Annotated in this window: 11 protein-coding genes; 9 read left to right on the forward strand and 2 right to left on the reverse strand. The window is 55.2% G+C overall.

What is annotated here, in order from left to right:
• Nucleotides 1-15: 15 nt before the first annotated feature.
• Together Q4S41_RS21765 and argB are read right to left on the reverse strand one after the other, a co-directional pair.
• Entirely contained in the window at nt 16-1083 is a 1068-nt protein-coding gene (locus Q4S41_RS21765; protein ID WP_305033252.1) for a M20 family metallo-hydrolase, read from the reverse strand.
• Nucleotides 1071-1931, reverse strand: a complete 861-nt coding sequence (gene argB / locus Q4S41_RS21770; protein ID WP_369811342.1) for an acetylglutamate kinase — start codon at nt 1929-1931, stop codon at nt 1071-1073. Before argB ends, Q4S41_RS21765 begins: the two co-directional genes overlap by 13 nt.
• Before the next feature lie 349 nt (nt 1932-2280).
• On the opposite strand from argB, the gene Q4S41_RS21775 reads away from it, so the two are divergent.
• From Q4S41_RS21775 to carB, 9 genes are all read left to right on the forward strand, one after another.
• Nucleotides 2281-2901 carry a GNAT family N-acetyltransferase gene (locus Q4S41_RS21775; protein WP_305033253.1) on the forward strand — a complete coding sequence of 207 codons (621 nt, stop codon included), beginning with the start codon at nt 2281-2283 and terminating at the stop codon, nt 2899-2901.
• Nucleotides 2901-4091, forward strand: a complete 1191-nt coding sequence (gene argG / locus Q4S41_RS21780) for an argininosuccinate synthase (protein ID WP_305033254.1) — start codon at nt 2901-2903, stop codon at nt 4089-4091. The genes Q4S41_RS21775 and argG overlap by 1 nt, the downstream gene beginning before the upstream one ends.
• The gene (gene argC / locus Q4S41_RS21785) at nt 4081-5061 is read left to right on the forward strand and encodes an N-acetyl-gamma-glutamyl-phosphate reductase (protein ID WP_305033255.1); all 981 of its coding nucleotides are present in this window, start codon (nt 4081-4083) and stop codon (nt 5059-5061) included. The genes argG and argC overlap by 11 nt, the downstream gene beginning before the upstream one ends.
• Nucleotides 5062-5070: 9 nt before the next feature.
• A complete protein-coding gene (locus Q4S41_RS21790; protein WP_305033256.1) occupies nt 5071-5619 on the forward strand; it encodes a hypothetical protein in 549 nt (182 codons plus the stop codon).
• Nucleotides 5620-5673: 54 nt separating this feature from the next.
• Complete coding sequence (locus Q4S41_RS21795; RefSeq protein ID WP_305033257.1) at nt 5674-6837, forward strand: aspartate aminotransferase family protein; 1164 nt, start codon at nt 5674-5676, stop codon at nt 6835-6837.
• A gap of 64 nt (nt 6838-6901) precedes the next feature.
• Nucleotides 6902-7207, forward strand: coding sequence for a hypothetical protein (locus Q4S41_RS21800; RefSeq protein WP_305033258.1), 306 nt, complete (start codon nt 6902-6904; stop codon nt 7205-7207).
• A gap of 53 nt (nt 7208-7260) precedes the next feature.
• Nucleotides 7261-8346, forward strand: a complete 1086-nt coding sequence (carA, locus tag Q4S41_RS21805) for a glutamine-hydrolyzing carbamoyl-phosphate synthase small subunit (protein WP_305033259.1) — start codon at nt 7261-7263, stop codon at nt 8344-8346.
• A gap of 77 nt (nt 8347-8423) precedes the next feature.
• Nucleotides 8424-9209: an Imm50 family immunity protein gene (locus Q4S41_RS21810; protein WP_305033260.1), complete on the forward strand. Its 786-nt coding sequence runs from the start codon at nt 8424-8426 to the stop codon at nt 9207-9209.
• A 74-nt stretch (nt 9210-9283) separates the two neighbouring features.
• Nucleotides 9284-12529 (forward strand): carbamoyl-phosphate synthase (glutamine-hydrolyzing) large subunit, encoded by a 3246-nt coding sequence (gene carB, locus Q4S41_RS21815; protein ID WP_305033261.1) that lies wholly within the window; start codon nt 9284-9286, stop codon nt 12527-12529.
• Nucleotides 12530-12541: the final 12 nt, after the last annotated feature.

Genomic DNA, 12541 nt, shown 5'->3' on the forward strand with positions numbered 1-12541 from the left:
TCAATTAATCAGCCGCTACAACTGCAGCCCGCTCAGCAATTCGATATAATCCCGAATACCCGCCTGAATTTCACTCACCAAAATAAATTCATCCGGTGTGTGCGAGCGCGCGCTTTCGCCAGGCCCTATTTTCACCGTTTCAAACGGCATCATCGACTGGTCCGACAACGTGGGCGAGCCGTATGTCGTCTTTCCCATCACCATGCCTTTTTTAATTAGCGGGTGATTATCGCTAATGCGCGAAGAATTCAAATGCGTAGAACGGGGCAAAATTTCCGACTGCAATTTTCCTCGCAAAAAGTCAACAATTTCCTGGTTCTGGTACAGTTCATTCGTTCGCACATCAATTACAAATTGACAGCGGTCGGGCACCACGTTGTGCTGCGTGCCTGCGCTTATTTGCGTCACCGTGATTTTTACCGGCCCCAGCAACGGCGACACTCTGGGAAATTGAAAGCCGCGTAGCCACTGAATGTCATCCAACGCCTTATAAAGGGCATTTTCACCTTCATCGCGGGCTGCGTGGCCGGATTTGCCATGGGCAGTGGCATCCAGCACAATCAGGCCTTTTTCGGCTATTGCCAGATTCATGCCCGTCGGCTCGCCCACAATTCCGAGGTCAATTTTACCAAATTCCGGGAGCACGCTTCGAATACCATTTGCGCCTGATATTTCTTCCTCGGCGGTAATTGCGCAAATTAAATTAAACGCGGCTTGCTTGTCCTGGAAATACAGGAAGGTAGCCAGCAAGCTCACGGCCGAAGCACCGGCATCATTGCTGCCCAAGCCGGTTAATTTATCGCCTTCCAGCACGGCACCGAAAGGGTTGTATTTCCAGCCGGCGCCGGCCTTCACGGTGTCATGGTGCGAGTTGAGCAATACTGTCGGCTTACGGGCATCAAAGTGCCGTGAGACTGCCCAAACGTTGTTCTGCCGCCGCTTCACTGTCACGCTGTGAGCCGTGAGGAATTCCTCGATGAGGGTGGCCGTCCCGGCTTCCTCACGGGAAAAGGAAGGCGTTTTGATGAGCCGAATTAATAAATCAACGGCTTCGTTGCTCAATTGATTTATCAGGTCAGGCATAATGTCGTTTTCAGAACATCGTTGATGTGCAGCGCGTGCTCAATAATTACTTTTTCGACACCAAATTGCAGCGCGTCAAATGCATTTTCTAATTTGGGCAGCATACCATTGGCAATGATTCCACTTTCTTTTAGCTCGGCATAATCAGCCAGATTAATTTTAGGGATTACCGAATTATCGTCATTTACATCAGTTAATACGCCCTTTTTCTCGAAGCAGAAATGCAACGATACTGCATACTGCGCGCTTAATGCCTTCGCCACAGAAGCCGCAATGGTATCAGCGTTGGTATTCAATAATTGGCCGTGCCCGTCGTGGTTAATCGGGCAGAATACTGGCGTCAGCCCCAGCATCAGAAACTGCTGAATGAGGTTGGCATTTACGCTCTCCTCGCTCAAATTCCCCACGAAACCGTAGTCAATGTCGCGCACCGGACGTTTTACGGCCTGAATCATATTGCCATCGGCGCCACTGAGGCCCAGCGCGTTAACACCGTGGCTTTGCAAAGCCACCACAATTTGCTTGTTGGTTTTGCCGGCGTAGAACATGGTCACCAAATCCAGCGCCACGGCATCGGTGATGCGACGGCCCTCTACCATGCGCGGCACAATGCCCAGGCTTTTCATCATATCGCTGGCCCCCTTGCCTCCGCCGTGGACCAGGATTTTCGGGCCGCTTACTTGGGCAAAAAGTCGGATGAATTCCAACAAGTCGGCCTCGTTGTCAATGATGCCACCGCCTATTTTAAAAACCTGTAATTCGGGCTTCATCGTTGCTTCACCTAATTGCGCAAACCCGAGGGTGGCCGGCGCTTCTTTCAAAAATAATGCGGGAAATGTTGTGGGCAAAAGTAGGGGCTTTTACCTTTGCGGCAGAATTGAACCACTTCGTTCGCTGCTTCGTTAGAGCGCCGAATCGACTTAGTTTCCGCCATGGTCCGCTCCGTTTCCACGTTTCTGATGCTCACTCCGGCCACTCGGCCGGGTGTGGCCGGCGTGTGCCAAACGACTTGCGCCTTGGTGCGACGACCCTAGCGGCTTCAGCAGCCGCATGTTGGCCCCTTGGCCAGCCCTTTGAGCCGGGCCAGTATCCGCTCAACTTACAGACAGGTTTGGGCTTTAGCAGGAATCCCCCGTATAAAACGACGGCCGGGCTTTCCGGACAGCCACGTATCTATCCCTAAGTATTTTATAATCAATGACAATTCGGGTTGCAACGGCAGCGGACGCCCAGTACGCTGAACAATTATGCCAATGGTACGTCGAGTCGGCCAAAACGCGGGGCACCGGCATCGCCAAACGCGAGCCAGCTTACGTGGCCCAGAAAATGGCCAGCGGCGACGGCATTATCGCCTTCGTGGACGATGAGCTGGCGGGCTTTTGCTACATCGAAACCTTTGATGACAAGACATTTGTCGTCAACTCGGGCCTGATTGTGAACGCCGAAATCCGCAAGGGCGGCGTGGGCCGGGCCATCAAGCAGGCGGTGTTCGAGCTTTCGCGCACCAAGTACCCACAGGCCAAGATTTTCGGTATCACGACCAGCTTGGCCGTGATGAAAATCAATACCGACCTCGGCTACGAGCCCGTCACCTTCTCGGAACTGACCACCAGCGAAGACTTCTGGAAAGGCTGCAAAAGCTGTAAAAACTACGGCATCCTGATGGAGAATGAGCGCAAAATGTGCCTCTGCACCGGCATGCTTTACGACACGCCTGAAAAGCAGCTGGTACAGTTGCAGGTACCCGACTTCGCTGCCCTTACCCCTACGCTGCCCCTCCCCCAAAACTCTGCTTCTGAAAACAATTCTGCATCATAATGAAGAAAAAAGCCATTCTTGCCTATAGCGGCGGCCTCGACACCTCGTTTTGCGCCGTCTATTTGTCGCGCGAGCTCGACCTGGAAGTGCACACGGTAATCGTCAATTCGGGCGGCTTCACAGCCGAGGAGCTGGCCGCCATTGAGAAGCGCGCCTACGAATTGGGCTCGGTGAAGCACGAGGTAATTGACGTGACCACCCGATTTTACCAGGATTGCCTGCGCTACCTGTTGTTCGGCAACGTGTTGAAGAATGACACTTACCCGTTGAGCGTAAGCGCCGAGCGCATGTTCCAGTCGCTGGCCATTGCCGAGTACGCCCGCGCCAACGAAGCCGATTACATCGTGCACGGCAGTACCGGCGCCGGTAACGACCAGGTGCGTTTCGACGTGGCTTTTGCGGTAATTGCGCCCAAAACGGAAATCCTCACGCCCATCCGCGACCTGAAACTCTCGCGCCAGGCCGAGATTGAATACCTACAAAAACAGGGCTTCGAGATGAGCTGGGAAAAGGCCAAATACTCCATCAACAAAGGTATCTGGGGCACCAGCGTGGGCGGCGTCGAAACGCTGACCTCGCACGAGGCACTGCCCGAAAGCGCCTACCCCTCGCAGTTGCAGCGCCACGATTCGGAGCGCGTGGAAATCACCTTCGAAAAAGGTGAACCGGTGGCACTGAACGGCGAAAACCTGGAGCCGGTGGCCCTGATTCAGAAACTGAATGAGCTGGGTTCGGCCTTCGCCATTGGCCGCGACACGCACGTGGGCGATACCATTCTGGGCATCAAGGGCCGCGTGGGTTTTGAGGCGCCCGCGCCGCTCATGCTCATCAAGGCGCACCACTTGCTGGAGAAGCACACCAGCACCCGCTGGCAGCTGCTGCACAAGGACTACATCGCCAACTGGTACGGCACGCTGCTACACGAGGCCCAGTACCTTGACCCAGTAATGCGCGACATGGAAGCCTTCCTGGAATCGTCGCAGAACCATGTTTCGGGCAAGGTGTTCGTACAGCTCAAGCCCTATCAGTTCGACTTGCTCGGCATTGAGTCGAAGTATGATATGATGCAGTCGAAAGTGGCGACTTACGGCGAGGAGAACAACGCCTGGGATTCACGCGACGCGCGTGGCTTCATCAAGATTTTCGGCAACCAGCTCAAAATCAGCAATAGCCTGCACGATGAAAATTAAGGCTGGCATCGTGGGCGGGGCCGGCTACACCGCCGGCGAACTGATTCGTATTTTGCTGAACCACGAATTTGTGGAACTGGGCGGCATCGTGAGTTCGTCGAACGCCGGCAATCCTGTTTCGCAAGTACACGACGACTTGGTGGGGGAAACCGATTTAGCTTTCACCTCCGAGTTGGCCGGCGATGAGGACGTGGTATTTCTGTGCTTGGGCCACGGCAATTCCAAAGCTTGGCTCCAGAAAAACACCCTGCCCGAAACCACGCACATCATCGACTTGAGCAACGATTTCCGCCTGAATGCGGATGCCGAATTTGAAGGCCGCGAGTTCGTGTACGGACTGCCGGAGCTGAACAAAAGCCGCATCCAGCAGGCGCAGAGCATTGCTAATCCCGGCTGCTTCGCCACGGCCATCCAGCTGGCGCTGCTGCCGCTGGCGCAGGCCGGCAAGCTCACCGACGACATTCACGTTTCGGCCATTACTGGCTCGACCGGCGCGGGCCAGAGCCTGTCGGAAACGGTGCATTTCTCGTGGCGCACCAACAACGTGTCCATCTACAAGCCCTTCACGCACCAGCACCTCGGCGAAATCGGCGAGAGCCTGGCGCAGCTACAGCCGCAGTCGGAGGCCGAGATGCACTTCATCCCCTACCGCGGCAATTTCTCGCGGGGCATTTTCGCCAGCGTTTACACGCCCTCGGATTTGACGCAGGACGAGGCGCGGGAACTGTACAAACAGTTTTATGCTGACGCACCGTTCACCACGGTTTCAGACAAGGAAATTCACCTCAAGCAGGTTGTGAACACTAATAAATGCCTGCTGCATGTGCAGAAACAGGGCAAGCAGTTATTGATTACCTCGGTGATTGATAATCTGGTGAAAGGTGCTTCGGGTCAGGCCGTGCAGAATATGAATTTGCTATTTGGGCTGCCGGAAACGACAGGATTGAATTTGAAGGCGGGGCTTTTGTAACTGATGCCAATGATGAAACGCTCTTTTTTATTTTACATCTTGCTGGCTGCTTGCCTGTCTATTAGTTGTCTAGAAAAAGATTCGCCTGTAATAGATACGTCAGGCTGGATTGATTACCAGCTAGATAATCACTGGATATTCAAGGCACCGAAAGGAGCTAAAATAGTTTATGAAAGGGGTGTGGATTCTGTTCCAGGCAATATCATTCTAGAAGGCAATTCTGTAAATCTTGAGTTTGACAGTACTTACGAAGGTTCAAATGACACAATCTGTAGCCTAAGTAGTGAACTTTTACGCGCCAGAGAAAAAGTAGCAAGAGGAGATTACAAATTCCGGGATAAACCAGGCATGAAACACATTGTTAAGGCCGATACAATTAATGGCATGGCAGCAGTTATCATAACACCTACGAAAGCAGGGGCCGGAGCTACTGATATCTTCATTAATAACTGCAGATATTATTCTGGCCTGGGTATTTATGGAAAGAACCTTTCTGCTGCTAATCAGAATTTAGTATTAGAAATATTTAAAAGCATTCGCTATAAAGCTGGTAAGTAGCAAGCTTCAGTCAAAATCATTCTCCGTTTAAAGTAGCTAACAGCTTATAAAACCATGGAGCTTTTCAACGTTTATCCCCTCGTCAACATCACGCCCGTGAAGGCGCTCGGCGCGAAGCTGTGGGACGACCAGGGCCAGGAGTACCTGGATTTCTACGGCGGCCACGCCGTTATTTCCATCGGCCACAGCCACCCACACTACGTGCAGCGCCTCACCGAGCAGCTGCAAAACATCGGCTTCTACTCCAACTCGGTGCAGATTCCGATTCAGACGCAGCTGGCGCACAAACTGGGCCAGGTATCAGGTTACGAGGACTACGCGCTGTTTCTGTGCAACTCGGGGGCCGAGGCCAACGAGAATGCGCTGAAGCTGGCCTCCTTCCACACCGGCAAAACCCGCGTGGTGGCGTTTAAAGGTGCGTTTCACGGTCGCACGAGCGGCGCGGTGGCGGCCACCGACAACCCCAAAATTGTGGCGCCCTTCAACGCCGGCCACGCCATCAGCTTCCTGGAATACGACTTGGCGGCGGTGGAAACCACGCTTCAAAGCGGCGACGTCTGCGCCGTCATCATCGAGCCGATTCAGGGCGTGGGCGGCATCATTATGCCTTCCGATGAGCTTCTGCAGGGTTTGGCGGCGCTATGCAAACAGTATGGCGTCATCCTGATTGCCGACGAGGTGCAGAGCGGCTACGGCCGCAGCGGCAAGTTTTTCGCGCACCAGCACGCCGGCATCCGGCCCGATATCATTTCCGTGGCCAAGGGAATGGGCAACGGCTTCCCCATCGGCGGCATCCTGATTGCGCCGGAGCTGAAGGCCTCCTACGGCCTGCTGGGCACCACCTTCGGCGGCAACCACCTGGCCTGCGCCGCCGCCCTGGCCGTGCTCGAAGTCATCGAACAGGAAAACCTGCTGGCCCACGCCACCGAGCTGGGCGACTACCTGCGCACCGCGCTGCTAGCCCACGCCGGCGCCGAAGAAATCCGCGGCCGCGGCCTGATGGTGGGCATCAAGTACGACTTCCCCATCAAGGACGTGCGCGACAAGCTGCTTTCGGAACACCACATTTTTGTGGGCAACGCCTCCGACCCCACGGTGCTCCGGCTGCTGCCACCGCTGAATATCAGCAAGGTAGAAGTCGACCGGTTCTTGCAGGCGCTGTATGCGCTGACGGAGAAATCGGTGGAAATTATCCAACAAGCTTCGGCTCTCGACTAAATCATTTGCTGCCAGGCCGCATCTTTGTGGTGCGAAGTCGAATTTGACTTAGCCACCTGCCCCGATGAAACCTTCAACTTTGGTCATCATTATCTGCTGCTGCTTGTCGGTCGGATACGGGCTTTATTTGAAATACTTCGTGGGGGCTTACGACACTTTCAATCGCATAAGCCGGGTAAGCCAGGCGAAGAAAGGCATGACGCGGCAGCAGGTTTTGAATACTCTATCGACGCCTGATTCCACCTATTGGGAGAAATCAAAGGCCGATTCCTTGCTGGTAATGGCCTATGAGCTACCTGATACCGATGGCAGTCTCATACTAGTAAAGCTGCTTAACGACAGCGTACGGTCAGTAAAATATCAACAATAGGAAAAAGGCTGAAGCGCTTCGCATTCAGCCTTTTTTTTAATATTAACACTACTTTGGAAAACACGAAACAGGTCAAACTCATCCTCGAAGACGGCACCGAAATCGAGGGCACTTCCTTCGGCGCGTTCACCTCATCGGCGGGCGAAGTGGTATTCAGCACGGCCATGACCGGCTACCCCGAAAACCTCACCGACCCGTCCTTCGCCGGCCAGATTCTGGTGCTCACCTACCCCATGGTGGGCAACTACGGCGTGCCCGGCGAGGAGCTGTACGAGTCAATTTCGAAGATTTTCGAGTCCGACAAAATTCACATTGCCGGGCTGGTGGTGAACTACTACTCCGAAGAGCACAGCCACTGGAACGCCGCCAAAAGCCTCGGCGACTGGCTCAAGGAGTACAACATCCCCGGCATTTTCGGCGTCGATACCCGCATGCTCACCAAGAAGCTGCGCGAGAAAGGCGCCATGCTGGGCAAAATCGTGGCCGAAACCGACGTGCCCCTGCACGACCCCAACCTCGACAACCTGGTGGCGCAGGTGAGCCCGGCCGGCGTGCAGCACTACGGCCACGGCCAACACAAAATCGTGCTCGTGGACTGCGGCACCAAAACCAACATCATCCGCTGCTTCCTGGAGCGCGACGTGGAGCTGATTCGCGTGCCCTGGGACTACGATTTCACGACCCTCGACTACGACGGCCTGTTCCTGAGCAACGGCCCCGGCGACCCCAAAATGTGCGCCACCACCATCCAAAACCTCCACAAAGCCTTGCAACAGGACAAGCCGATTTTCGGCATCTGCCTGGGCAGCCAGCTCATGGGCTTGGCGGCGGGCGGCGACACCTTCAAGCTGAAATACGGCCACCGCAGCCACAACCAGCCCGTGAAGCTCACCGGCACCCAGCACTGCTACATCACCAGCCAAAACCACGGCTTCGCGGTCGATACCGAAACGCTGCCCGCCGAGTGGGATATGCTGTTCGAGAACCTGAACGACGGCACCTGCGAAGGCATCAAGCACAAAAACAAGCCGTTCTTCTCCACCCAGTTTCACCCCGAAGCCGCCGGCGGGCCGCAGGATACGGAGTTTCTGTTTGATGACTTTTTGAAAGCGGTGGTGGAGTATAAGGAGGGAAAGTAGAACGACACGAAAAAGAACGTCATGCAGAGCGCAGCGAAGCATCTCGCCCGCTTCGCCTGCATAAATGACCAGCACAAATGTCCGAAAGTGAAGACCCAGTAATTAGCCGAATAGTCAATTCTGAAATTGTTATTCAGCATTTCGGTTACTGGCCGAGCTTTCACGACGCTGAAGTCACTAAGACAACTTTTGAAACTCACCCTACTGGGCGCTACTCTGTCACATTTATAATTGCCGCCTTCGAAATGACAAGCGAAGTTGATGAGCGAGGTTATTACAAATTAATAAAGCACTGCGACGTAGAACTTCAGTTTATCGGGATAGATAAAATGGAGTTCAATGATTTCAGTTTCCAGAACGTCCTCTTTGGTTTAGAATTTGAAGAGGTTGGCAGGAATATCAAATGCTCATTTGATGCTAGTGTGGGATTGGAGGCTGTAATAGCTGCCGAAGAAGTATTCGTATTGAGCTTGACACCAACAGAACCTGAACCTGACGAGCCGCTTATTGACATTGAATCGGCAGACATGTCAGATGCGGCGAATATTGTAATAGCTAGCCGAGATTTAACACGCACTTTTGATTGGTCAGAGTGGATTTACATCGGGCTAAACAATGAGAGTGATAATGATTATCAAACTCAAAAAGTAGCCGAGCTTGCTCATAACTTTTTTGAAGATGAGAAAGTGTATCTGATAATCGGATATGGAGAAGGTTCGCATCTGACAACTTTAAGCGAATCATTAACCCAAATGAGTGCGCTTTTAAAAACGAATGAAGTTCTGATTTGTAATACGTCATTCACAAAAGCCATGAAATTCAACATGATTGGCGTGATGTCTTACGGACAGAAACACAACTGATATTTTTTCAACGAAGCGGGCAAGATGCTTCGCTGCGCTCTGCATGACGTTCTATTTTGAACACACCCCTTAGAATGAACAAACCCAACAAAGTTCTCATCCTTGGTTCCGGCGCCCTCAAAATTGGCGAGGCTGGGGAGTTCGATTATTCCGGCTCGCAGGCCCTCAAGGCGCTGAAGGAGGAAGGCATCCGCACCATCCTCATCAACCCCAACATTGCCACAGTGCAGACGTCGGACAACATTGCCGACGACGTGTACTTCCTGCCCGTGACGCCCTACTTCGTGGAGGAAGTCATCAAAAAGGAGCAGCCCGATGGCATTCTGGTGGCCTTCGGTGGCCAAACGGCGCTGAACTGCGCCGTGGCCCTGTACCGTGCCGGCGTGTTCGAGAAGTATAACGTGAAGGTGCTGGGCACGCCCGTGCAGAGCATCATCGACACCGAGGACCGGGATATTTTCAAGGAGAAGCTGGAGCAGATTGGCGTGCTCTCGGCCCGCAGCGTGGCCGTGACGACGATGGACGACGCCCTGGCAGCGGCCGAGAAAATCGGTTTCCCCATCATCGTGCGGGCGGCGTTTGCGCTGGGCGGCCTGGGCAGCGGCTTCGCCAACAACATGGACGAGCTGCGGACGCTGGCCCAAAAATCCTTCACCACTTCCGACCAGATTCTGGTGGAAGAGTCGCTGAAGGGCTGGAAGGAAGTGGAATACGAAGTGGTGCGCGATTCCTATGATAACTGCATCACGGTCTGCAACATGGAGAATTTCGACCCCATCGGCATCCACACTGGCGAGAGCATCGTCGTGGCCCCGTCGCAGACGCTGAGCAACCGCGAGTACCACAAGCTGCGCAGCATCGGCATCAAAACTATCCGCCACCTGGGCATCGTGGGCGAATGCAACATTCAGTACGCGCTGGACCCCGTTTCGGAGGATTACCGCGTGATTGAGGTGAACGCGCGCCTGTCGCGCTCCTCGGCGCTGGCCTCCAAGGCCACGGGCTACCCGCTGGCCTTCGTGGCCGCCAAGCTGAGCCTGGGCTACTCGCTGGCCGAGCTGAAAAACAGCGTGACGCAGACCACGTCGGCCTTTTTCGAGCCGGCGCTCGACTACGTGGTAGTGAAGCTGCCGCGCTGGGATTTGGGCAAGTTTGCAGGCGTTAACCGCCAGATTGGCAGCGCCATGAAGAGCGTGGGTGAGGTGATGGCCATCGGCAAGTCCTTCGAGGAAGCCATCCAGAAAGGCCTGCGGATGCTGGACACCGGCAAGCGTGGCTTCGTGGCCAACCGCCCCGAGGAGGACCTGGACCACGCCGCCATCGACCAGCTCCTGAGCGAGCCGAACGAGGAGCGCATCTTCGCCATCAACAGCGCCTTCGAGGCCGGCTACACGCTGGAGCAGGTGCACGACCTGACCAAGATTGACCACTGGTTTTTGCAGCGCCTGTACACCATTTTCGAGCTGGGCAAGCAGCTGGCCGCCGGCCGCAGCGCGGGCCTGGACGGACTGGAAACCAAGCTACTGCGCGACGTAAAGAAAGCTGGTTTCTCCGACCAGCAGATTGCCGTGAAGCTGCTGGGCGAGGGCGACGACACGCACGGCACCAAAGCCGACGAGTTGCTGGTACGCGCCCGCCGCAAGGCCCTGGGCGTGCTGCCCGTGGTGAAGCAGATTGACACGCTGGCGGCCGAATTCCCAGCCAAAACCAACTACCTCTACACCACTTACCACGGCACCGAAAACGACCTGGCCCGCGAAACCGCGCAGTCAGTGGTGGTGCTGGGCTCGGGCGTGTACCGCATCGGCTCGTCGGTGGAGTTTGACTGGTGCGGCGTTCAGGCCGTGCAAACGGCGGCGGCCGAGGGCTATAAAACCATCATTATCAACTACAACCCCGAAACCGTTTCGACCGACTACGACGTCTCGGACCGGCTGTATTTCGAAGAGTTGAGCTTCGAGCGGGTGATGGACATCCTGGATTTCGAGCAGCCCGGCGGCGTGATTCTGAGCACCGGCGGCCAGATTCCCAACAACCTCGCCACCCGCTTGGCCGATGCCGACGCGCCCATCTTGGGCACTGCGCCGGCCCGCATCGACGAGGCCGAGAACCGCCACAAATTCAGCAGCATCATGGACGAGCTGGGCATTGCCCAGCCGCGCTGGAAGGAGCTGACCTCGCTAGCTGCCATGCAGGAATTCGTGCGCGAAGTCGGTTTCCCGGTGCTCATCCGGCCGAGCTACGTGTTGTCGGGCGCGGCCATGAACGTGGTTTCCAACAACTTTGAACTGGAAGAATTCCTGAAAACGGCCGCCGAGGTCAGCGCCGAATACCCGGTGGTGGTGTCCGAGTTCATCCAGGAAGCCAAGGAAATTGAGCTGGACGCGGTGGCCGACCACGGCGACATCTTGAGCTACGCCATTTCCGAGCACGTGGAGTTTGCCGGCGTGCACTCCGGCGACGCTACCATGTACTACCCACCCCAACGGGTGTACGTGGGCACCATCCGCAAGCTGAAAATCATCGCCGAAAAGATTGCCAAGCGCTACGAAATCAGCGGCCCGTTCAACATCCAGTTCCTGGAAAAAAATGGCGAAATCCGCGTGATTGAGTGCAACATCCGGGCCTCGCGCAGCTACCCGTTCGTGTCCAAAATCTCGGGCAACAACCTGATTAAAAAGGCCACCCAAGTGCTGCTGGGCAAGCACGTAGAGCGCGACGAAAGCGAGCGGGTCTACGACCTGCCCTTCGTGGGCGTGAAGGCCCCGCAGTTCTCTTTCACCCGCCTGCCCGGCGCCGACCCGGTGCTGCGCGTGGACATGGTGAGCACCGGCGAAGTCGGCTGCTTGGGCGACACCGCCGAGGAAGCCCTGCTGAAATCGATGTTGAGCGTGGGCTACAAAATTCCGCAGAAATCGGTGCTGATTTCCGGTGGCCCCATCATCTCCAAAGTGGCCCTGCTCGCGCCCGCCGCGCTGCTCATCAAAAAGGGCTACACCGTGTACGCCACGCAGGGCACGCACCGCTTCTTCGCCGAAAACGGCATCCCCAGCAGCCTGCTCTTCTGGCCCAATGAGTTGCAAGAGCCCAACGTGCTGACGTACCTGAAGGAAAAGAAAATTGACCTGGTCATCAACATCCCAAAAAACCTGTCGAAAGGCGAGTTGGACAACGACTACAAAATCCGCCGTACGGCCGTGGATTTCGGCGTCGGCTTGCTGACGAATGCGCGGCTGGCGAAGGCGTTTATCCAAGCCTTTTGCTCGCTGGAAATGAAGGACTTGAAGATTAAGAGCTGGAACGAGTATAAGGCGATGTAATTAGCTGAATAA

The organism is Hymenobacter convexus (assembly GCF_030580955.1).
In the GTDB taxonomy this organism is placed as follows: Bacteria; Bacteroidota; Bacteroidia; order Cytophagales; family Hymenobacteraceae; genus Hymenobacter.

Coding starts and splice junctions, on each gene's coding strand:
- carB (WP_305033261.1), top strand. CDS start 9,284: ATGAACAAACCCAACAAAGTTCTCATCCTTGGTTCCGGCGCCCTCAAA.
- argG (WP_305033254.1), top strand. CDS start 2,901: ATGAAGAAAAAAGCCATTCTTGCCTATAGCGGCGGCCTCGACACCTCG.
- Q4S41_RS21765 (WP_305033252.1), bottom strand. CDS start 1,083: ATGCCTGACCTGATAAATCAATTGAGCAACGAAGCCGTTGATTTATTA.
- Q4S41_RS21790 (WP_305033256.1), top strand. CDS start 5,071: ATGATGAAACGCTCTTTTTTATTTTACATCTTGCTGGCTGCTTGCCTG.
- Q4S41_RS21800 (WP_305033258.1), top strand. CDS start 6,902: ATGAAACCTTCAACTTTGGTCATCATTATCTGCTGCTGCTTGTCGGTC.
- Q4S41_RS21810 (WP_305033260.1), top strand. CDS start 8,424: ATGTCCGAAAGTGAAGACCCAGTAATTAGCCGAATAGTCAATTCTGAA.
- argC (WP_305033255.1), top strand. CDS start 4,081: ATGAAAATTAAGGCTGGCATCGTGGGCGGGGCCGGCTACACCGCCGGC.
- Q4S41_RS21775 (WP_305033253.1), top strand. CDS start 2,281: ATGACAATTCGGGTTGCAACGGCAGCGGACGCCCAGTACGCTGAACAA.
- Q4S41_RS21795 (WP_305033257.1), top strand. CDS start 5,674: ATGGAGCTTTTCAACGTTTATCCCCTCGTCAACATCACGCCCGTGAAG.